Raw genomic sequence first — 21369 nt, forward strand, 5'->3', positions numbered from 1 at the left:
CGCTGAGAAGGCCGTGTTTGTGATGGCCTGTCTGTATAGCCTATACAAACACAAGGCTCTGATCGACTCTTTTCAAAGGGAGAAATCAGGGCAATTTCCAACTCCGCAGCAAACCTACCACCTCGCCCATAGAGCGGCAGGCCCAATGTGTGTAACAGTGCATCAGTGGCAAATCTGCGACGCCGTCTTCTCATTCATGAAGATATTTCGCGGCTTGACTACCCGCAAAGTGGTGGGTTTGCTGCGGCGTTAGCGCGAGAGCCTCTGGCCGGCAGGCACCGTTTTGAAGTGGCTGGCAGCCCGTCTGGACTGCGGCCGCTGGCATAGCAGGTCATAGGTTCGCTGCGGAATTGGCGATGTTGCCTCTGAAAATCATCGATTGGCATGCGACTGACTACGCCTCCGGACCACGGAACCCGCTACACCAAAAGTGGTGGGTCTGCTGCGGCGTTGACTAGAGAATCTCTGGCTTGCACCGTTTGGAAGTGGCTAACAGCACCTCTAGACTGCGATCGCTGGCACATCAGGTTGTAGGTTCGCAGCGGAATTGGCGATGTTGCCCCCTGGAAATCATCGATTAGCCTGCGACTGACTACGCCTCCACGCTAAGGAACCCGAGACACCAAATATGGTAGGTTCGCTGTGGAATTGGCTGGAATGGCGGTGGCGTATTCTGCGAGGATCTTGATGCGATTTGCGTTTCATCCACGTCGCCGAGCGAGTCGGACGTCCTTTGTGGCATTTGAGCTATGCGGCGAAAACAAAACTATGACTGCTCAGCCTTGCCAACGCGTACGCTATCCGCTACCCGTCACGGCCTGTCCAATCCTATGCTGGAGGCAACAACCATGCAGATTGATGTCTTCTTCCGGGACGTCCTGCTAGGGGTTCTTGATCGCGATGACCAGGACCATTTCACGTTCACTTATGCGCCCTCGGTGCCCGCCAAGCATGCGCTCGCTATCGGCATGCCCATAACCCAGCGAGAATGGAAGAGCAGAACGCTGTTCCCGATATTCCAAGTTTCTTATCCAGAAGGATTTCTGGAACGATTGCTCGAAAAGCGTCTGGACAACGAAGGCATGCACGCATCCGAGCTGGACACGCTGTTGGCCAGCGGCCAGAAGCGAATCGGCAATCTCCGCCTAGTTCCTCACGGCGAGCTCCCCAGAGCTCGCCCTCTTGAACTGATGTATGCGGGCGCCGACTTCGAAGCGTCTTGCTTGGCCGATTTGGATAGAGTCGCCATCGGGAACCTGCCCGGCATCTCTGGTGGCTTCCCTAAGTACCTCAGCTCTGCACCAAGTCAAGATTCGTCCTCGTCGGAACCCCTCTGGATCGTCAAAACCAATGATGCCGATCACCCCGAGCTAACCGTGCTTGAGTTCTTTGGCATGGAAGTCTCTAGGCGCATGGGGCTTCCGACCGCGACTACCGTACTATCCCCCGATGGGGAGCATCTGTACGTCAAGCGCTTCGATGTCGCCGAAGACGGTACGGCACTTCAGTTTGAGGACGCATGTTCGCTGCTGGGGCGGCCTGCCCGCGATAAATATGCGAGTTCCATTGAACGGGTGATACGTATTATCCGCAGCACCGTAGCTCCCGAAGCGGCGGCTCGAAGCTGCGCGGACCTGTTTGGCCAATACATCCTGGCATCTGCGATTCGCAACGGAGACGCGCATCTCAAAAACTTTGGCGTGCTCTATTCGCCCGGTTCAAGCCCGCGGCTATCTCCCGCCTAAGACGTGCTAACCATGGGAGCCTACGCGCCACGCGCCAATAATGGCGACGCACTGGATGGCATGGCGCTCACATTACGAGGCACGCGGCGCTGGCCAAGTCAAGCCGATCTCGACGCGCTAGCGCGCCTTTGCGGGGTTTCCTCCCTGGAGAAACAAGACTGGTATGAGCGGCTGGGCGCAGCGATCATCGGCGTCAGTCGGGAAGTGGAGAAGTTCTGTTATGACAGCCGCGCCCTCCCCACCGTTAAAAGGCTTGTAAGAATGCTGGAGCTATGGTCGATCGGCTGCGCCCACATATCGCCGAGCGCCAGCTCAGCCGCACTAAGGGTCAGTCGCGGGCAAGCGGCCTCCAAGCTTTGCAAATCAACGGAGGGGTGACTTTGGTCGAAGCCAGAGTTATTTAACAAAAAACCCGGCAACCACAACGGAAAAATGCAGATCGTAACAAAATATATGCATCGAAAAATTTACTGACAGTGAAAAAATATTGACTTCTGTCTGCATCTCTGTAGCATGTCGCTTGGAGGGGCGTTTCGCCCCGGCGCTCTTTAAACGGTCGATTTCATCGTTGCACAAGCATGGCGTGGTAGGACTGCATCGCTCTTGAGGTGATGCACTCGTTTGATTGAAGTCTCCCCCTCGCTGCCTGCCCGTCCCCTCGCCCCACCCGGCCCGAGTCGTACGTAGCAGGAAAGCTGCACACCTTGCGACTCTGTCTTGGCTGTACTCATCGTTGTCCAGATACCGGTCTATGCCGTATCTGCACCGCAGGCTACATGCGAAGCACGCGTCACAAAGTATGGGAAGCTGTTGGTTGGGATGTGGTTTGTGGTGTTAGCTCTTCTCCGTTCGGCCATTGCTTGTGGAAGCTGGGCAATTTTGCCCGGACTTGGAGAGATCCGAAATGAAGTCAGACCAGTTGAAAGCCTGCATCGAAGCGCTTCGCGCGTTTCATCAGGAAAAGCACCATGAGCTAAACACCAGCGTCAATAGTGAGTTAACGGCAATCATCGCTGCATTGGAGGATTGCCAGGAAGCAGCGGCAAACAAGCCCCGAGTTTCTTACGAAACCTGCCAAAAGGCATTGGAACTAATGGCTAAAGGCCTGTCGGTCGTAACGAACCTCAGCGCATTGATTGATCGATTCTTCCACTCGGATTGATGCAGCAAACCACCATTTCCATATTTAGGAAAAAACATGAACCTTGGTCGCGCCATCACGCTCTGTAGAAAGCAGCGTGGGTTCAATCAAGCGGCTCTCGCTGAAAAAGCGGAGATTTCCGTCTCATACCTTTCGCTGCTTGAACAGAACAAGCGAAAGGACCCAACGCTCACTACCATCCAGAGAATTTCGGAAGCCTTGGGCATCCCGTCTGGAATCTTGTTTTTTCTAGCGGCGGACAAGACTGAGCTATCAGGTCTGCCGGTCGAACTGCAAGAGAAACTGTCCTTTGCTGCGCTACAGCTGCTGCATGAGTCGTCCGAACAGACCCTTATATAAGGGCGACGAGATCGCCAGTTCTGATGCCCTGGCAGAGGTGCTCGGACTGACTTCTCCACAACTACATCAACTGGCTGCCAACGCCAGCAAGATGTATCGTGAGAACCCCCAGCGCAAGAAGGATGGGTCTTTGCGCATGACATGGGATGCACACCCTCAACTGAAGAAGGCTCAGAAGCAGATCAACCTGCGAATTTTTGGTCGAATCTTATTTCCGTTGTACCTGCAAGGAAGCATCCGAGATCGGGCATATCCCAGAGATTACGCACGAAACGCGAACATCCATTCGGGCGCCGCCGTCACCATCGCGATCGACATTCAAGATTTTTTCCCCAGCATCACTCCGGATCAGGTCCTGTCTGCATGGCTTGGGGTATGCCATTTCCCCTGGCAAGTAGCTGAGTTGCTTACCCGGTTGACCACGAAGGATAGCTTCCTTCCCCAAGGCGCACCGACTAGCAGCTACTTGGCTAACCTGGTGCTATGGGAAAACGAGCACGAGCTTGTGCGAACTCTTCAAACGCGAGGCTGGCACTATTCCAGACTAACGGACGACATCACGCTCTCGAAGAAAGCACCCGTCGAAAAAGACGAAATCACCCGCACCACATGCACAGCGATCGGCTTCATCCAGCGCAACGGATTCACCGTCAAGCGTTCCAAGCTTAAGGTGATGAAGCGCAACGTCCCCATGACTGTCAACAACTTGGTTATCAATGAGCACCCTGCGCTGCCCAAGGCTGAACGCCGCCAAATCCGAGCTCAATTGCACCAGGCGAAACTCGCTCTTGCGTCTGGCGCCCTAGTCGACGCTCAAGCCATCAACAGTGCACGCGGAAAGGTCGGGAAAGTAGTCCGCTTTCACCCGCAGCTCGGCGCCAAGATGAAGGGTGAGCTCGATCAAGAATTAGACTCCTGGACAGTCCGGCAATTGAATGATGAAGGCTGAAATGCCCGAATTCCGCAAAAACAATCACTACGTGCCGCAGCTTTACCTAAAGCAGTGGGCTACAGAGGGCAGGATCCAGACCTACCGGCTTCTCGTCCCGCGCGCAAACATCCCACTGTGGAAGAAGCACTCGCTACGAGGCATAGCCTCCCATCAGCATCTGTACACGTACCTGATTGGCCAAGAAGAAACAGACGAGTTCGAACGATGGCTTGCCCAGGAGTTTGAAAACCCTGCTACAGAAGCCATACGACGGGCAGTCAATAATGAGCGGATGACGGCCGAACATTGGAAAGCCCTGATCCGCTTCACAGTTGCGCAGGATGTACGCACTCCGGCAAGTTTGGTGAATTTCTTGAGCCGGCAACAAGAAACCCTACCATCTCTCATAAACGAGACCCTTGAGAACTCCGTCAGAGTCCTTGAAGAAATGGCCAGGACCGGTGCCAGACCTCCAACGCCACAACCAACTACTTCGGGTGCCTTTCCATTCAAGGTGACCACCGAGAGGAATCCGAATGGGGAGGGGGATGGAACCATCCGAACCGAAATGGTCGTTGGAAGAAGCCTCTGGCTATGGAGCCTGCGACATCTCCTGACCGAAACGATCAAGAAGGTCCCAGACAGCCGTTGGACCATCATTCATGCACCCGACGGCATCTCGTGGCCGACGACCGACCACCCTGTCGTCAAGCTCAGATACATGAGTGCTGATAGCTACACCTACGGCGGAGGCTGGGGAGTTCCCAAGTGCGATGTTTTCATGCCGCTCAGTCCCAAACATCTGCTGCACCACTTCGTAGGTCGAAGAAGTTGGCCGAGAGGTGCCATACTCGATGTAGTCACTGCGCAGCGGATTAGAAGGATCATTATTGAACATGCCCACCGCTACGTTTTCGACAAAGAGGAGAGCGATGTTCCTCGCATCCTCCCCAGAAGAGTGAGTTTGGCCGACTACCAGCAAGAACAGGCTACTTGGAAAAACTGGCATCGGGAGCAGAGTGAGGCTGAGATGGATTTTTCGAAATAGCAAATGATGCAGAAGAAAAGACACCATTACGTTCCTAAAGCCTACCTCAAAGCGTTCTGCGACAGTGCAGGACGGCTGCTGGTCTATCGGAAGGACAAGCCCGACGAGCCCCTACGGGTTACACCGGACGCGACCCAATTCCAGGGGTATTACTACTCTCAGCCGACACCAGACGGCGGTGTGGACAACAATACCTTGGAGGACTTCTTCTCTGAAATAGAAAGCGACTGGCCTCAGATTGTCGCTAAACTTCATCGAAGGGAGAACGTCAACAATAGCTTGGAAGCCATTTTTCAATTCATGGCGTTGCAGCGTGCCCGAGTCCCAGCGAGCCGAGATGCAGTCGAAGCAGCGCTCGCTTCGACTGTCAAGGCTACGATGAAGGCCATGCTAGCTGCGGGAGCCCTTCCTCCCCCACCGACGGGGCTTGAAAATCTCCCTGACCTAGTTGAGATAGCGATTGATCCGCACCAAAGCATCCATGCCATGGTGACGATCATTCAAAGTATGGGCCCGATCTATGACAAGATCGGGCTAGTGGCGATCCACAACGCGACGTCACGTCCGTTCTTGACAAGCGACAACCCCGTTGCATGGTTTGACCCATCCCTGCCCTTCGAAAGCCAGCTTCCATACGCGCTGAGTCCTGATGGGCCAATTACTCTCCAGTTTCCTATTAGCCCGACCGTCCTTCTCCTTGGAGGCACTCAGTACCGAGAGCCCTTTGCAGCTAAAGGGCTCGTGCACTGTGACGCCCCTCACGACACGTGGGTGGAGCACATCAACGCTCAAACATGCAGGTTTGGGTACAACGCCGTGATCTCACAAGGTGCGGGCCAAGAATATCTGATTAAACAATTTGCCGCGGTATCACCCGTGCATCAGGCTGTATTGGCGCCATCCATCGACGGAGCCGTATTGCATCGGCAGGTGTTCGGGCCCCGACGGCCCAAGCCCAAATGGCGCGATGAGCCTCAAGCGAGCCCAAGAGCGTCCTCATAGTTTCCCCCATAAGCGCCCAAGCAATATAAGGAATACTTCACGCCGGACTTTTCGTCAAACTTATGCTTACTTGAAGTCAAAAGCTGGATGGACCGCCTCGCGAACATGGTATACCGAGCCGCAGCGGACGTACTTCGAGAGCTAACTTCGCTCTGACATGGCGCAATAGACACCATGTCGGAAAATGCATGTGCTGAGCACGTGTTTGCTGAATGCGTATGAAGGACTAGCTAGAATTACCATCCACCTACGCCACTTGATGCGGCAGCCGGCAACACCGCGCCGACGTTGCTGGCCATCAACGCGCCCGAGGAACCTGCCCACGGCTTCGATCCTGAGCTACGCTCGCGCCCCAGTGAGCTATCCAGTCACTGCGCTCTTGTTCAGCCAGACGGCAGATCTCGACGTGTTCGCGTTGGATCCCTTCCCTCTTTGTGACAATCGCGCATTCCCGCTGTCGCGCCTGACCGACAGCAGCCTCGACTTGGGTGCGGAAATCCACCAAACCCCTGCTTCGTAGAACCTCAATTTCGACCTTGCACACCTGGTCTAAGCGGTTCCGTACCTGATCGACTACTGCCACAGCAGCAGCATAGGTCTGCCGCGACTGATCAACCAGATAAGTAACTCGTCGCATGGCGCAAGCCGCATCCTGGGCTTGCTGCTCGACCACGACGAGAGCTCTCTGCCTAAGACCGCGCCGGTGGAACCAAGCGCGGATAGGGTGCTCCTGTGGCCAACAGGCTAGGCTGCATTGCGCCTTGTTGGCAAGCATTTCAACCTTTTGATGAATCAGGGAAATACGCTTCACTCGAGCTTCGGCACGGTCGTGACGCGTCGTAGCCTCCTTGAGAGCACTCGTAGCACCCACAACGGCGGGAGCAGCCGCCAAAAGTTGCCTCATGTCATGCTCGATCATTTCCGCTTCTAAAGTCAGATCAGCAGAGGGGCGTTCAGCGCTAATGCGCATGGATATCTCGAGCCGCGCCTGATCCACCTGAGTCTGCAAAGCCTGGACGCATGCGCGAGCGCGCGCTTCGGCGCATTTGCCAACCGCGGCCTCGCGGGCGCGCTCGCCCATGACCTCGCGGTCGGCCACTTGCCTGTCCTGCCGAATCCGGGATGACTGCCCGGTACGACGCTCGACGGCGGCAGCATGAGGGCCGAGATGCGCGGCGGCTTCCCGCATGGTCATTCCTTGTTCCCTCAAGCTTCTATGATCGATTCGCACGCCCAGGCCCGCTAGCTCAAGATGCGCGTTCGCCAAGTTCGCCCACGCTACACGCCATCCTTGCAACTGTTCCTTCGAGTTCCAACTCCGCTCCTTCTTTCCGAATCCACTGCTTTCAACCGTGCGTGTGGTCGCCATCACATGAAAGTGCGGATTTTCGCCTTCGAGGTCATGCAGGTTCAGCTGCACCACCATGCCCTTGTCGACCATCTCGCGTTGAACAAAGGCGCGGGCCAGAGCTAGCTGCTGTTTCCGGTCTAGTTCACGCGGCAGTGCGACGTTGAACTCGCGGCAAAGCTGGGCATCTTTTCGGCGATCTGTCTGCTCAACATGGTTCCACAACTCGGACCGATCGAGCATCCAGGTGGGAGCATTGGACGGCACCATGATCTCGTCGTGAAACACTCCTCCCTTGCGCGTGAAATCATGGATCTCACCGGTCCGAGCATCAACCATTTTCGCGCCGGCCCGATATGCCGCCGCAGCAACAGAAGAGCGTCCGACAGACCGGCCAATGATCTGAGCAGAAAAGTGATAAATGGCCACAGCGATGCTTCCAGGTTTTGTAAGTCGGCCCGCCGACGCGCAGCCCGGAACGGGCGAAGGGGTCAAGGGCGGAGCCCTTGCGCACCATTGACGGAGTCAATGTATAAGTGCGCCATTCCATGGGGGCCGCTCAATCGGCGCGGGCCTTCGGCAGAGATTCAAGCATATCTATGCCGCTGTACGTTGCAACTCAGGTTAAGGGCAAATATCCTGGATTTTTTAAGCAGCGGAGGACAGTATGTCGAGCCTACTGAGGGCACAGGCCAAAGTCGATGAGCTCGCCAAGAAGCTTAGCCAAGCCAAGGCGCCGGAGCAGGCGATCCGAGCGCGGAATCGCAGCAAGACCAACAAAGCTGAACGAGCTGCCGATACGCGTCGCAAGGTTCTGGTAGGAGCCTTTGTAATGGCTCAAACGGGTGGAAAGGTATCGGGCATGACCCTGCATGGGGCAAGATTCACTGACTACCTCACGAGAGATAGCGATCGAGCCCTGTTCGGCCTTTCACCCTTAGCCGCTGACGGGGCTGCTCAGCCAGAAGGACTTCCTACCCTAAAGGCCAAAACGCCACACCTAGGGCACTCCGATTGATTCGAAATCAATTCGAAGCAACTCTTCCCTTCCACGAGTGGCGATGTCGGAGCCAAGACCCACCGCCGAACCCGTGGAAGGTTGTCAGCGTTCTCTTGGTTGGTTTTCAACGCAACGTGCGCGCGAAAAGCGGGCGCGTTGCGTTCTGCTGCGTCAGGCCAGCCGGCCGAGAAACTCATCGTTCTGCTTCTGGCTTCTCGGCAAACCGTGCGAACCACGGACCTATCTAGATCCTGTAGCTCGTGGAGCAAGTAGCACGCTGCTCCAGCAGCGTCGTAGATCTGCTTCATATGGGCGCCGCGGCGCCCTGGAAAGCACTCTCGCACGTGCCGACGAAACGTTCTATACGTGCCTGGGTGCAAGGTGACAATCAAGTGCAAGTGCGGGCAGAGAGTGGCCCTGTGGGTGCCGACAGCCTTCACATACTCCCAATGGATACCTGCACGGCGCAGCCGATCCGAGAGCGCCTTGCAGGCCCGCTTAAGTTCTTTGAACTGGTCCGCTAGCGGTCGACCGTGCCACTTCCGGTCAAGCGTCAGCGTCATTGTGTAGACCTTCAGCCCGGCACATTGGCCCGCAACGATCCCCGTTAGAGCTCGGGAATAGTGGGCTGCCACTCTGCTTTGTAGCTGCCGGCGAAAGGCGGCGTTGAGGTCTACTTGGATTCCGCGACTTTTGGCAAAGGCATCGCGCGCCAGGGCGTCATTCCGTTGAACCGCTCTCACGCAACGTAGGCGATGGGACGTGCTGCAATAGCGACGGGTACGGCCGAACACCGGATTGCCCTCCATATCGAAGGACTTAAGCACAGCTGTCCTGAATCCGCTGGCGCGAATGCTGTCGTGAAAGGCCATCACGGCTCGCGCCGTGTCGACCATCTTCTTACTACGTCCGAGCGCCGTCAGACGCCGATGCACCGCGAAGACCGAATCTGACTGCTCGGATTTCTCTCTGCGTTTTGTTTGCTTGCTAGCACGTTGAGCATGGACTACTGCCTGGCTCTCGGTGGCGGCCCTCCTCTCTGCTGCAGCTTGCACATGATCGGCGTGGGCCTTGCGCCAAATTTCGGCAACCATCTCGATGGCGGCAGCCCCCCAGGATTTAGCCCACGCGGGCGCCGGGTTGGCAACCAAACTCTTGGCTGCGGTAGGCCTACAGCTTCGACCAGAACTGCTTGCGAGCGGCCAATCGCCACCAGTAGAATTGCCATACAACATAGAAGCTCCCGTCTTCTGTGTCCACACCAGCATGACGTAGCTGCCATGCCAAGAAAGGCCCACTCCTGCCAGAGCGGGCCTTTCGCTTTAGGGTGACTGTTATTCGACGGTGAAGGTCATAGCAGGGCACTTGGCGTCGATCCAAGACATGATCGTTTCCCTGCGCCAGTACGGCGTAGTGCCCAGCTTGTGCGGCGCGGGCAAGTATCCGTCGTCCACCCAACGGTGCAGCGTAGACTTAGTAATATCCAAGCCGCACATCAGGTCGGCCCGGTTCAGTAGCTCGGCATCAGGGAACGTCCGAGGTTTGCGAGGGGCGGGGCGCTTGGTGGATGACATGGTCTGACTGGGTGAGTTGCGATGAGTTAATGAAACCATGCACCCCATGAGTGCTCAAGGCAAAACCGATCACATTTGGGAGAAATTTGCCTCGTCGAGATAGAGCGTCAGGAATTTGGATGCTGGATGTCCCCAGCGCGTGCCCGCGGACTGGTGCTTTCCCCGAGACCCGCTTAGAATAAGGCCCTGAGAGCATTTTGGTGTGCAGGCCCCGGGCACCACTTAAAAATCCCTATTATTTACAAGCATCTAGCGCGATTTTTAGTCTTTCCCTAGCACTAGGGGATTTTCCAAGTTTGTGAGCCAGCTACGGTTTCGCTATCGCGGCGTAGCACCGAGCCTAATGCCGGAACGTTCAACTCGCATGGCGACCCCCATCTGGTACCTGCACAGCCGTCATGCGCGAGACGAGTTAGCCAAGGTCGTCCAACATTCCGCGTCGAAACCAAGTCTGGAGGGAGGTCGCGCGGGTCATGCCGGAGTATGCGCAGTGTCGGCAGTGGTTGAAAGAGAATGGGACAGGACTAAAAGTGTGATGAATCAAGCTCGCCCCGTTTGAACCTTTAGCGACTTGCCCACACCTGAGCCCAGCAAAGCGCTGCACCCTGACAAACAGCAAAAAAACCGAATTAGGCACAATAGAACCCAATATGGGTACGAAAGCCACTCTCCCCTCTCCTCAGAGCCCGTCCGACGCGCTCTTCCCCGGCAACAAACAGCGCGTGCTGGGGATTTTGTACGAACAGCCCGACCGTAGCTTGTACGCGAACGCGTTGATCAGGCTTGCCGCCAGCGGATCAGGTGCCGTGCGACGTGAACTGGCAACGCTCATCCATAGCGGCCTTGTCTCGATGAAACAGGTGGGCAACCGCGTTTGAAAACCTGAGCGGCCCGAATAAGCCGCTGCGGGCCGAGCCGCCAGACAAGCGGGAGTTCGAAGGCTTGGTCCGCTCAGGACATGCCCGTCTGCGGGACGCGCTGAACGAGTCGCTGGCCATAGAACGCCGCCTCGATCTGGCCTATAACGCTGCGCATGCATTCTGTCTTGCTGCGCTACGCTGGCATGACTATCGCTCCAGCAAGCGATATGTCATCTTTCAGTTGCTGCCGCACACGCTCGATCTAGGCCCTGCCGTCTGGCGCGTAACCGAGCAGCTTGCAATGACGTCGTTCTTGACCGTGAAATTGCCAAACTCGACAAACTCAAATCGGACTCAGAGCGAGCCATCACCCTGCTAGCACGACGACGCAATGCCCTAATTGCCGCTGCCGTCACCGGCCACATCGACGTTCGCGCCGTAGCCTGAACACGCATCCAAGAAAAACGTGAAACCCTTCCAAACCGTACCCCGCAACCGCCTACACCGCTGGAACCGCCGCCAGCGCAAAAAACTGCGCCTGGGCGAATTCCAGGAGCTGGGCTTCACCCTGCATCTGTCCTTCCACAGCCCGCTGGATGAAGCGGCTTATGAGCGGCACTGGGATGCCATTATCGAGCGCATCGAAGCGCTGGGCCTGTGCGTCGGCGGCCTGGGCGGCACGCTGCCCATCGCCGAGACCGAAGGCTTTGTCTCCAGTTGGGACCCTGGCTCTGTGACGCCAGAGCAGGTGAGCCGCCTGCTGGATTGGTGCCGCGCCCGCCCCGAGGTGAAGGAGGTCCGCGCCGGCGAGTTGGTCGATGCCTGGCATGGTTGGGGCCTTGCTTAGGCCTTGGCGCCTTGTTGGACGACCCCATTCCCTATCGTGAAATCACGCCGTTTTTTCTAATTTAGATCGGCACTAAGCTGGGTTAGGGGCAGATGAAATGCAAGCGCTCGCCGCGGGTTTATTGCGGGCAATGGGCCAAAAAACCAAGGCATTTGGCGCTGACCGGGGTAAAGATATTCTTGCGTCGCCTGACGGTTTCGGGTTTCAACCGCCTCGTATCGTCATCGAGGTAACGCATCGGAATGGCCGCCATAAAAATAATCGTGGCCTTTATGTCAGCACCGGAGGCTTCACGAAAGCGGCGCAATATGACGCTGAGCGGCCCAGCATGGCGGCGGCAATATCTGCTGACAAGCGACGAAGGCAGCCAGAGCAGGCCCCTGTGTGTCCAATACGCAACATTCCTAGATAAAGGCGCCGCGCATCACAACCCATCCGCCTAGACCCTCATCGGCGCCCGGATCGCCGGCCTTTAGCGTTGAGCCCGCTGACCCCTTATCGGGAAAATGCCGAGATCTATGTCCGCCCGCACGGAAAGCGAAGGCCGATTCTCTCTTGGACAATAGGGGTAGCGATCTGAGGCGGTGCAGGGCTGCCGCAAGCAGACCGACAGCACGAGGGTGTGGGTGCGGGCGCAAGCCGCGTAACCGGGACGATGGCAAATGGAACGATGGCGTATTGACGAAAATACCGTGCAGCGCCATATTTTCTGGCATGTTCTACGGTGGGTTTTGCATTGTTTATGCTGTCAGCGCGTCGAATTTTATTTAGCATCGAACTTTAATCGGACTCGTACTAAATTATTGAGGCGCGGGGCTTGGTTACCATCGTCTATAAGCGTTTGGCACTTGCCATCTAAAAAGCTTTGATCAACGCAATGTCTTCAAGCCGGTCTACGACCGGTTGCTTCGTTTTGAATCAAGAGACGCGGCTACGGCGTAAGCCTTACGCATTAGCCAAAAATTCAAATCGAGCTTTACGATCAACGCAACCGTACCCGTGGGCGCCGTGTCCAGCGCCATGGTGGGCTGGAGCATTTCTCGCGCCAGCAGCGGTTTCAGCAATGCCTATAACCTGGAAAAGCGGCAACAGAACATCTACAGCGCGGGCTATAGCTACAACCTGTCCAAGCGCACGTCGCTCTATGCGATTGGCGCTTATTCGACCGGTTTTGCTTTCCAAAACGTCCGTGGCCAGCAGGTGATCGTCGGGTTGGATCATAGTTTCTGAACGCCCTTGCCTCATGCTTGCCGGGCCTAGCATGAAAAATTCACTCTAAGTCGAGTTCAGGAGTAGCTTGTGTCAAGCGCGAATCAACATGGATTTTCCCGCCGGGATTTCATCAAACTGGGAACCGTAGGGGGTATTACGCTATTTTTGGGGCGCTTACCGACGGCACAAGCCTTGGAGGTGAATTCTGGCCCTAGCCCTACCGAGTGGATAGGGCGCAACGGCAAGGCCAAATCCCGCTGGGATGGCGTACGCAAAGTCACGGGTCAAAAGAACTTCGCTTTTGATTACCGCTCACGCGACATTCCCGGCTGGCCCAAGCAGCAAGGCTATGCCTTCATGCTCAAAGCCACTGATGCGGAACACCGTTTTGCAGGGGTAGACCTCGCCGTGCTGGGCGATGGCTTGCAACCCGACCGGCTGATCTTGCAAAAAGATTTGGCCGGCAATGGCCTGGAAGCGCCCAAGAGCATGGGCAGTCGGTTTTATGGCGAGCATATTCTGCTGCCTGTGGGCGAAACCGCGCCGCTGCTGGGGCATCCTGTCGCCATTCTGTTCTATAAAGATTTTGACCGCTTCCAGGCAGCCAGAAGGCTGCTGCAATTCAATACCGAAGCCGTCAAGTATGGCGAGTTCACCGGCGCTAAGCCGCCCGCCAATTACGGCGCCGGCCGCTTTGTTCGCATTGGCGGGGAAACCCCTTCTGCCGCGCCTGAATTCGCGCCTTTCCAGAATGGCGCCATCAAAGGCGGTTTTCATGGCAATGAGGTGATATGGCCGCCCTTTAAGCCGGACCCCGCGCTGTTTGTTCCCGATGTGATCAAGAGAAAGCGCGGCAGCGGCTTCGAGGATTCGCTCTACGCCGCCAGCCTGGACCCGAGCGTGGCGTCGCAAGCGATGGATGCCGCTATGGTGATCGCCGGCGATATCGAGCAGGCCCGCAAGAATCCAGACAAGATCGTGCTGCAACGGCAGGGGTTTTCACAATCGATCGACCCCTGCGCGATGGAGCCTGACAACTGTACGGCCTGGTACGACGCCGCCACACGCAGTCTGCATATCATGACGGCCACCCAGTCTCCGGTGGGTATCGTCAGCGCAGCCGCAGACATGGTGAAGAACAATACGCAGGTTCCGGTCGAGCGCATCATTTTGCTGACCGGCTCGACCGTGGGCTATGGCTCCAAGGATTATTCGGTTTTCCCGTATTACGCGATTGCGGCCTGTCTTTACAGCGATGGTCTGCCTGTTCGGGTAGCCAATAATCGCTATGACCAGTTTCAAATGGGCATGAAGCGCCATTCCGTCGAAATGGATGTCACCATTACGGCAGATCGCAAGACAGGCAAGTTCGAGATCCTGAAGGGCTTCTATAACTGTAATGGCGGCGGGCGGGAAAACCTGTCAGTCGCCGTGTCGCACGTGGCCGCACGCGGCGCGCAGTCGATTTACTACTTTCCCAAATCTGACCTGGCGACCGTCGCGATGGCGACCCGCGCTGTCGAGGCCGGCTCGATGCGCGGGTTTGGCTCCTTGCAGTCGATGAGCGTCACGGAAGTCATGGTCGATGAGCTGGCCGATCAGCTGGGCATAGACCCCATAGAACTGCGCCGCCGTAATGCCTTGCGTGAGGGCTGGCAAAACACCCAAGGCGGGGTGCAAGCGGGTGATCCGCGCATCATAGAAATGCTGGACATGGCGGAACAACACCCCCTGTGGGCCAATCGCCAAAAAGCCAAGGCCGAGTTCGAAGCCGCCAATCCAGGCAAACGCTATGGCGTTGGCTTTGCCCAGGTGCAGCAGGTGTATGGGTCCAGCGGCGACCCCAGCATTTTGGCGCTGGAGTTCGACAGCCAGGGCAAACTGACCATGCGGCATTGCGTCCAAGAGATTGGCACCGGGGCCACCACTGCGCAGCAAGTCATGGTGTGGCAGGGCTTGGGCAAGGCGCCGGATCAGGTCGAATTCGGCATCACCGACTTCCCGGAGCTACCGCTGACTAGCGCTTGGGCCGATCAGAAGCTACAGGATGAGTTCTCCAAGAACAATCCCTATTGGGTGCCGTCTATCGTGCCCGATATGAGCTCGTCAGCGGGGGTCTATTACATCGGGTTTGCGACACGCCAGGCCGCCCGGTTTTTGCTGGAATTCACGCTCTGGCCGGCCGCGCGCGCCATTTGGAGCGAGGGTGCGGGCGACGGGTCGTTTTCCAGTTTCGACATGCAGTTCAGCGACGTGCGCATCGGGCCGGACGGGCTGGGCGGCGGCGGCATGAAGCCTCTGCCCTTCGAGACGCTGGCGCGCAAGGCGCACGAAATGGGCTTGATCACCGGGGTGGCTTTGCACACCTTTAGCCGCTGGGAATGGGCCCGCGCCGAATTCGATATCCCGGGTGTGGGTCTACGCAATCTGCCCATCGACGCCCTGGCAGTACGGTATGGCGATGGGGCTTCGGCTGCGCTGAAAAGCAGAATGACGACGGCCGGATACGACTTTATCAAGCGTAAAAGCGCCACCTACCCCCCCACGCAACGCAGCAGCGCCGGGCCGACCACCTACACGCCAGCAGCCTATATCGTGGAGTTGAACGTCAACACCTTTACCGGCCAGGTCGAGGTCATGAGCCATCACTCGTTTATGGACCCTGGCACCATGATCGTGCCGGAGCTGGTATCGGGTCAGCTTCAAGGCGGCGCGGCCATGGGGATAGGCCATGCCTTGATGGAGGAAATGCCGCTCTATGAAAATGGCCCTGGCGACGGCACCTGGAACTTCAATCGCTACACCCTGCCTCGCGCCAAGGATGTAGCGGTTTGGACGCAAACGGCGAGTTATTTGCCGCCGTTGTCAGAGACCTCGCCGCCCAAGGGGATGGCGGAGCTGGGCATGATTCCCGTCGTGGCTGCGGTGAGCAATGCCATTAGCCATGCCGTCGGCAAGCGCTTTTATCACTATCCGATTACCCCGCAGAAAATCCAGGTGGCATTAGCGGCGGGCTAAACACCGGCCCTCGTTTGCGAGGGCCGAACCAGGCAGGCCCCCCTTGTCCGGCTCTCGCTGCCCGCCCGCCATGAGCCGCCCAGGTTTTCTTGAACCGCGCCGTTTCCTCCATTGCTCGGCCGCCCTCCCCCGCAAGGCTTGCCGCCATTCAAACAGCCCGCCCCCGTAACAACGGGGCGGGCCCTTACTCAAAAGCGAATGCGGACAGCGCTTAAGCCGCGCAAGCCTTAAGGCCTTGCCGCGCCGTCAAGCGGCGGCGGCCGGCGCACCCTATCCGACGATTGCCGGACATTGCAAGGGTTTGCGGCGCTGGCGCATTCCTCGTTATGCGCGGGCCTGAGGCCTAAATAGACTAGACAAAACTGAATTTGTCCTAGACTATTGGCGCCGAGGACTTAAGATTCCAATGACCCCGCTAACACGCTCCCCTGTTTTGGCCTCTCTTGACGCTGACGATGGCGCCCTGCCGATCGCAGCCGTCGAGCGCGAAACCGGCATCGGCAAAGACACGCTGCGCGTGTGGGAGCGGCGCTATGGTTTCCCTAAGCCATCACGCGATTCCTCTGGCGACAGACGCTATAGCGCTGCACAGCTACAGCAGCTCAAGCTGATCCGCAGGCTGCTCGATGCCGGGGCCCGCCCCGGCAAGGTGGTGGGCCTGGATCAGCCGGGCTTGCAGGCCTTGCTGACGCAGCAGGCTTTGGCGCCTCCCGTTCATTTGTCTAGGACAAACCCAGGCAAGGTTTCTGACTACCCCTTGCTCCACGAGTTGCTGAGCGCCATTGGCGCCCACGATCCGCAGCGGCTGCGGCACGGCCTTAGCTATGCGCAAGCGCGCATGGGGCTTGAGCGCTTCGTGACGGATCTGGTGGCGCCCTTAACGACGGCGGTTGGGGAGGCCTGGGCGCAGGGGCGCTTTGAGATTTTTGAGGAACACCTGTACACCGAGGTGGTCACCGGCGTGTTGCGTCAGGCGACAGTCTCGCTGAGCCCACCGGCAATCGCGCAAGGCCCTAAGGTGCTGCTCACGACCATGCAGCAAGAGCCGCACGGCCTGGGCCTGCTCATGGTCGAGGCCTTGCTGGCGCTGGAATGCTGCACCTGCGTGTCGCTCGGCACACAGACTCCGCTTAGCGACATTATCCAGGCGGCGCGCGCGCACCGGGCCGATGTAGTGGTCATGAGTTTTAGCAACATACACAAAGGGGCCGTCGTGCCTATCTTCCTGCATGAGTTGCGCGCCCTGTTGGCCGCAGACACCGAGCTGTGGGTGGGCGGCGGCTGCACCGCGCTTTATCAACGCCCGCTGGCGGGCGTCAGCACCGTAAGAAATCTATCGGGTTTAGCGCCTCTGGTGGCGCAGTGGCGCCAGGCTCATCGTACCTAGAAAGCATTACATGCCTACCCTTACCTTCATGTTCGAACACGTATTCACATCGCCGAAGCCGGCCTCTGTTTCATGCCGTGGGCGTCGGGGCCTGTTGGCAGCGCTGCTGGCCGGGAGCGCCTTGCTGCTGGCGGGCTGTGCGGCAACGCTTCCGCCGCCGGGGGTGACGCCTGTCAGCCCCTTTGAGGTGCAGCGCTATGAGGGACGCTGGTACGAACTGGCAAGGCTGGATCACAGCTTCGAGCGCGGCATGACCGATGTTTCAGCCACCTACACCGCGCAGGCTGACGGCAGCGTGCAAGTCATTAACCGTGGCTATGCGCCAAGCACTGGCAAATGGCGCGAAGCCGTGGGCAAGGCCTTGTTTATCGGCTCGCCGACCACCGCCTCGCTCAAAGTGTCTTTCTTCGGGCCTTTCTACGGCGGCTACCACGTCGCCGCGCTAGACCCCGATTACCGCTGGGCGCTGGTGCTTGGCAACGATACCGGCTATGCCTGGATTCTGGCGCGCGACAAGCAGCTATCTGCCGCACAGCGTGACGCCATTGTGGCGCAGGCGCAGGCCCTGGGGGTCGATACCTCGGCGCTGATCTGGGTATCACAAGAACGCAAAGACCCGCGCTACGACCCGAGTTCGGCCGCTACGCAATAAGCCCAGCTTGCCCGCTTTGCAGTCTGATGCGATTGCGACGAACACTCTCCGAACTGAGCCCAGATGTTTAGCCTATTCAAGAATCGAAACCTTGAAGCATTACGGAACGCCGTTCCGATGATTGAGTTCCTCCCGGATGGGCGCATTCTTGCAGCGAACCATCGTTTTTGCGACATGATGGGGTATCACCCGGACGAGCTGTTGGGCCAACACCATGACATCTTCTGCGTGCCCGATCCGGTAGGGGCTGCGCGATATACGTCGATCTTGCAAGACGTCGCAGAGGACAAGCCGGCAACTCGAGTATTCAAGCGCCTGCGCAAAGATGGGGTGGCGGTGTATCTGGAGGCCACTTATCTGGCGACAAGAAGCCAAAATGGCCGGATAGCATCGGTACTTCAGCTCGCCCAAGACGTGACGGCCCAGCACCTCAGCCGGCAACAATCCGGCGCCATCGTCCAGGCCTTAAACGAGTCCACGGCGATGATCGAATTTACCCCGGAAGGCTTTATCGTCAACGCCAATGACCGCTTTCTTCGTAGCGTGGGGTATCGGCGAGACGAGATCGTCGGCTGCTCTGTAAGCCCCAGTATGCGAACACGGCAGAGTATCGTGGTTTTTGGGAGAGGCTAAGACAGGGCGTGGCAGGCGTGGGGCTATTTGACAGGGTGCGCAAAGACGGCACGCTCTTGTGGCTCGAGGCCTCTTACAACCCCATCAAGGACGACATGGGGAATGTCAGGAGTGTTTTGAAGTTTGCGACCGATGTGACGCAAAGAGAGAATTTCAACCGCGAATCCCGCCTCGCCGTTGAAGAGACATACCGATCTTCTACCCGCGCGCAGCAGCAAAGCGAAGTCCTAAGGCTGACCGGCGGGGCCAGTGAGCAGCAAGTTGAGGCGCTGGCTGGCTTGGTGAGTGAAAGCGCCGGAAAAATAATGGCGCTGCTCAAGCTATCCCATTCCATAGGCGAGATGGCGAGCGGCATCTCGGACATTGCATTTAAAACGAATATCCTGGCGCTCAATGCGGCCATCGAGGCGGCTCGTGCCGCAGAGGCCGGGCGGGGCTTTTCCATCGTCGCGGCAGAAGTACGCTCCTTAGCCGGGGCAGTCGCCTTACAGGCCAAGGAGATTGACCGCCTGACGCAGCTCACGCAACGCGGGGTCAGGGAGGCCGTCACTGCGCTCGAACAGTGCGACAGCAAAGCCAAAGAAGCGCTTGCCTCCACGCAAACCGCGTCAAGCGCCTTAAAAGAACTCAACCAGTGCACGACGCAGATGGAGGCGGTTTCTCGTAGTTTGGCCGCTGTCTTCCAGGCCCAGCCGGCTTGAGCAGTGACCGCCCCCTCGCGCTGAACTTGCCCGCTGCGCATCCATCGCAAGTGCCAAGCGGCTGGCGGGTGTGGGCTGGCGCGAAGATCCGCATTCATCCTGTTGCCTGGGGCGGAAAATCTTGAGTGCCCGAATTGACGCAGGCTTGGCAAACCGAGGGACCACGGGAAACACCTCGGGCCCGCGGCCTGCCCCAGCACCACGCCCTCCCCTCAACACCTGCGACCTGATGCCGTTGTGCTTGGCGCTTGGCGCTTCTTCGGACGGCAGCCACCGCGGTTCTTTAGGTTTTCACATCTGTTACAGCCTCGCACCCAAAAACCTAGGCCTGCGAGCAGTCCCAGGTCTGGATGGGGGCCATCTCATCATTTTTTTCCGCCCGTTCCACCACCATGATTCCCATACATCGCTCGCTCGGCTTTCTTGCATCAGACGGCCTGTGCCACGGTTGCAAATCGGGCGAGGAAGGGTCGATCGAGATGACGTTCGCGTTTCAACCCATTGTCGACATGGCATCGGGAGAGGCCTATGCCTATGAAGCGCTGGTTCGCGGGCCTCAAGGGGAATCGGCGGCTTCCGTATTGGCGCAAGTGGACGACAGCAAACGCTATCGTTTTGACCAGCGTTGCCGCACGACAGCGATCGAACTCGCGGCCCGGCTGGGGATGGACCGCTTCCTCTCCATCAATTTCATGCCGAATGCGGTCTATCAACCCGCCGCGTGTATTCGCACGACCTTTGAGGCCGCGGAACGCCATGGTTTCCCGACCGATCGGATCATTTTCGAAACGACAGAAAGTGAGAATATCGTCGACCGCGCGCATTTGTTGGCGATATTCAAGGCCTATAAATCGTATGGCTTCAAGACCGCCATCGATGACTTTGGGTCAGGCTATTCGGGTTTGACGCTGCTGGCTGACTTTCAACCTGACATCATCAAACTTGACATGGCCTTAGTGCGCGGCGTCGACGCCGACAAGGCGCGCCAGCGCATCATCTCAGGCGTCCAAAGAATCTGCACGGATCTGGGCATCCGGGTGATTGCAGAAGGGATTGAAACCGTCGGCGAGCGTGATTTCCTGGCCTCGGAAGGCATCACGCTGATGCAAGGGTATTTGTTCGCCAGACCGGCCTTCAAGGCGATGCCGCCGATATCCCATGCACCCTGAGCTTGCTGCTCGGCCGAGACAGGGTTTTCTTGGCCTGACCTTGGCCTAATGAGACGAAGCGGCTTTGCGCAAACGAGCACGGAGCGGTTTGGCACCGTGCTCGTACGGCCTTAGCCGAACCTGAGCGTCGCAGATTCCGCGTTATTTGGGCATCAATACCGTATCGATGACGTGAATGACACCGTTGTCAGCGGCGATATCCGTCTTGACCACGTTCGCGCCATCGACCTTGGCCTTGCCGTCAGCAACAGTCACCGTGACCGGGCTGCCCTGCACGGTCTTGACCTCGCCCGCCTTGACGTCCTTGGCCATGACCTTGCCCGGCACGACGTGATAGGTGAGAACCTTGGTCAGCGCCGCCTTGTCTTTCAACAGCGCGTCCAGCTTGTCCTTGGGTATCTTGGCGAAGGCCGCGTCTGTCGGCGCGAAAACAGTAAAGGGACCCGGTCCCTTCAGGGTATCGGTCAGGCCGGCAGCCTGCACGGCAGTCGTCAGTGTTTTGAACTCGCCCGCCGATTTGGCCGTATCCACGATGTCGGCGGCATACGCCCAGCCACAGGCCAGCGCAATCGTTGCTCCAACCAGAAAACGCTTCATGATGAGCTCCAGAAAGTCAGAAATTTCAAGGGGCCCTATTGAGGCGCCCCTCAACCGCGCACCGCAACTAGGACGAAGCGACAGGCCGGATTAGCTTAGGAAGCGTCAACGGCTTTGTCCATATTCAGGCCGGTAAATTTCTTA

At 57.8% G+C, this 21369-nt stretch carries 18 protein-coding genes; 16 read left to right on the forward strand and 2 right to left on the reverse strand.

Translation table 11 applies throughout. The features are described 5' to 3' along the window. Positions 1-848: 848 nt before the first annotated feature. The 6 genes from U0029_RS15290 to U0029_RS15315 all read left to right on the forward strand — a co-directional run bounded on the left by U0029_RS15290 (position 849) and on the right by U0029_RS15315 (position 6227). Complete coding sequence (locus U0029_RS15290; RefSeq protein WP_162790325.1) at positions 849-1745, forward strand: type II toxin-antitoxin system HipA family toxin; 897 nt, start codon at positions 849-851, stop codon at positions 1743-1745. Between the two features lie 904 nt (positions 1746-2649). Beyond that, positions 2650-2907, forward strand: coding sequence for a hypothetical protein (locus tag U0029_RS15295; RefSeq protein ID WP_114851674.1), 258 nt, complete (start codon positions 2650-2652; stop codon positions 2905-2907). Positions 2908-2943: 36 nt separating this feature from the next. Then, on the forward strand, positions 2944-3246 hold the full coding sequence (locus U0029_RS15300; protein ID WP_114851673.1) for a helix-turn-helix domain-containing protein: 303 nt from the start codon (positions 2944-2946) through the stop codon (positions 3244-3246). Further along, a complete protein-coding gene (locus U0029_RS15305) occupies positions 3218-4195 on the forward strand; it encodes a reverse transcriptase family protein (RefSeq protein WP_114851672.1) in 978 nt (325 codons plus the stop codon). Before U0029_RS15300 ends, U0029_RS15305 begins: the two co-directional genes overlap by 29 nt. Next, a complete protein-coding gene (locus U0029_RS15310; RefSeq protein WP_114851671.1) occupies positions 4182-5225 on the forward strand; it encodes a DUF4238 domain-containing protein in 1044 nt (347 codons plus the stop codon). Before U0029_RS15305 ends, U0029_RS15310 begins: the two co-directional genes overlap by 14 nt. Before the next feature lie 3 nt (positions 5226-5228). Beyond that, a complete protein-coding gene (locus tag U0029_RS15315; protein WP_114851670.1) occupies positions 5229-6227 on the forward strand; it encodes a DUF4238 domain-containing protein in 999 nt (332 codons plus the stop codon). A gap of 298 nt (positions 6228-6525) precedes the next feature. Here the strand turns inward: U0029_RS15315 and mobQ are convergent, their stop codons facing one another. Further along, on the reverse strand, positions 6526-8004 hold the full coding sequence (gene mobQ, locus U0029_RS15320; RefSeq protein WP_147294810.1) for a MobQ family relaxase: 1479 nt from the start codon (positions 8002-8004) through the stop codon (positions 6526-6528). 2795 nt (positions 8005-10799) lie between these two features. Here mobQ and U0029_RS15325 point away from each other — a divergent pair. The 10 genes from U0029_RS15325 to U0029_RS15370 all read left to right on the forward strand — a co-directional run bounded on the left by U0029_RS15325 (position 10800) and on the right by U0029_RS15370 (position 20628). Then, the gene (locus U0029_RS15325; protein ID WP_114851665.1) at positions 10800-11027 is read left to right on the forward strand and encodes a hypothetical protein; all 228 of its coding nucleotides are present in this window, start codon (positions 10800-10802) and stop codon (positions 11025-11027) included. A gap of 448 nt (positions 11028-11475) precedes the next feature. Then, the gene (locus tag U0029_RS15330; protein ID WP_114851664.1) at positions 11476-11856 is read left to right on the forward strand and encodes a YggL family protein; all 381 of its coding nucleotides are present in this window, start codon (positions 11476-11478) and stop codon (positions 11854-11856) included. A gap of 97 nt (positions 11857-11953) precedes the next feature. After that, positions 11954-12268, forward strand: a complete 315-nt coding sequence (locus U0029_RS15335) for a restriction endonuclease (protein ID WP_114851663.1) — start codon at positions 11954-11956, stop codon at positions 12266-12268. 587 nt (positions 12269-12855) lie between these two features. Then, positions 12856-13086, forward strand: a complete 231-nt coding sequence (locus U0029_RS15340; protein ID WP_114851662.1) for a hypothetical protein — start codon at positions 12856-12858, stop codon at positions 13084-13086. A gap of 180 nt (positions 13087-13266) precedes the next feature. Then, positions 13267-16086 (forward strand): xanthine dehydrogenase family protein molybdopterin-binding subunit, encoded by a 2820-nt coding sequence (locus U0029_RS15345; protein ID WP_211308636.1) that lies wholly within the window; start codon positions 13267-13269, stop codon positions 16084-16086. 406 nt (positions 16087-16492) lie between these two features. Further along, entirely contained in the window at positions 16493-17473 is a 981-nt protein-coding gene (locus U0029_RS15350; protein WP_114851660.1) for a MerR family transcriptional regulator, read from the forward strand. Between the two features lie 10 nt (positions 17474-17483). After that, on the forward strand, positions 17484-18125 hold the full coding sequence (locus U0029_RS15355) for a lipocalin family protein (RefSeq protein WP_236824197.1): 642 nt from the start codon (positions 17484-17486) through the stop codon (positions 18123-18125). 117 nt (positions 18126-18242) lie between these two features. Further along, positions 18243-18758, forward strand: coding sequence for a PAS domain-containing protein (locus U0029_RS15360; protein ID WP_162790324.1), 516 nt, complete (start codon positions 18243-18245; stop codon positions 18756-18758). A 17-nt stretch (positions 18759-18775) separates the two neighbouring features. Continuing rightward, positions 18776-19459, forward strand: coding sequence for a methyl-accepting chemotaxis protein (locus U0029_RS15365; protein WP_147294811.1), 684 nt, complete (start codon positions 18776-18778; stop codon positions 19457-19459). Between the two features lie 392 nt (positions 19460-19851). Next, positions 19852-20628 (forward strand): EAL domain-containing protein, encoded by a 777-nt coding sequence (locus tag U0029_RS15370; protein ID WP_114851757.1) that lies wholly within the window; start codon positions 19852-19854, stop codon positions 20626-20628. A 141-nt stretch (positions 20629-20769) separates the two neighbouring features. Here the strand turns inward: U0029_RS15370 and U0029_RS15375 are convergent, their stop codons facing one another. Next, the gene (locus tag U0029_RS15375) at positions 20770-21225 is read right to left on the reverse strand and encodes a fasciclin domain-containing protein (RefSeq protein WP_114851657.1); all 456 of its coding nucleotides are present in this window, start codon (positions 21223-21225) and stop codon (positions 20770-20772) included. Between the last annotated feature and the right edge of the window lie 144 nt (positions 21226-21369).

Source organism: Bordetella avium (genome assembly GCF_034424645.1).
Taxonomy (GTDB): Bacteria; Pseudomonadota; Gammaproteobacteria; order Burkholderiales; family Burkholderiaceae_B; genus Bordetella; species Bordetella avium.

Excerpts from the sequence above, each read along its gene's own strand:
- U0029_RS15350 (WP_114851660.1), top strand. The coding sequence starts at position 16,493 with ATGACCCCGCTAACACGCTCCCCTGTTTTGGCCTCTCTTGACGCTGAC.
- U0029_RS15375 (WP_114851657.1), bottom strand. The coding sequence starts at position 21,225 with ATGAAGCGTTTTCTGGTTGGAGCAACGATTGCGCTGGCCTGTGGCTGG.
- U0029_RS15290 (WP_162790325.1), top strand. The coding sequence starts at position 849 with ATGCAGATTGATGTCTTCTTCCGGGACGTCCTGCTAGGGGTTCTTGAT.
- U0029_RS15335 (WP_114851663.1), top strand. The coding sequence starts at position 11,954 with ATGCAAGCGCTCGCCGCGGGTTTATTGCGGGCAATGGGCCAAAAAACC.
- U0029_RS15295 (WP_114851674.1), top strand. The coding sequence starts at position 2,650 with ATGAAGTCAGACCAGTTGAAAGCCTGCATCGAAGCGCTTCGCGCGTTT.
- U0029_RS15310 (WP_114851671.1), top strand. The coding sequence starts at position 4,182 with ATGATGAAGGCTGAAATGCCCGAATTCCGCAAAAACAATCACTACGTG.
- U0029_RS15355 (WP_236824197.1), top strand. The coding sequence starts at position 17,484 with ATGCCTACCCTTACCTTCATGTTCGAACACGTATTCACATCGCCGAAG.
- U0029_RS15315 (WP_114851670.1), top strand. The coding sequence starts at position 5,229 with ATGATGCAGAAGAAAAGACACCATTACGTTCCTAAAGCCTACCTCAAA.
- U0029_RS15360 (WP_162790324.1), top strand. The coding sequence starts at position 18,243 with ATGATTGAGTTCCTCCCGGATGGGCGCATTCTTGCAGCGAACCATCGT.
- U0029_RS15325 (WP_114851665.1), top strand. The coding sequence starts at position 10,800 with ATGGGTACGAAAGCCACTCTCCCCTCTCCTCAGAGCCCGTCCGACGCG.
- U0029_RS15370 (WP_114851757.1), top strand. The coding sequence starts at position 19,852 with ATGATTCCCATACATCGCTCGCTCGGCTTTCTTGCATCAGACGGCCTG.
- U0029_RS15305 (WP_114851672.1), top strand. The coding sequence starts at position 3,218 with ATGAGTCGTCCGAACAGACCCTTATATAAGGGCGACGAGATCGCCAGT.
- U0029_RS15300 (WP_114851673.1), top strand. The coding sequence starts at position 2,944 with ATGAACCTTGGTCGCGCCATCACGCTCTGTAGAAAGCAGCGTGGGTTC.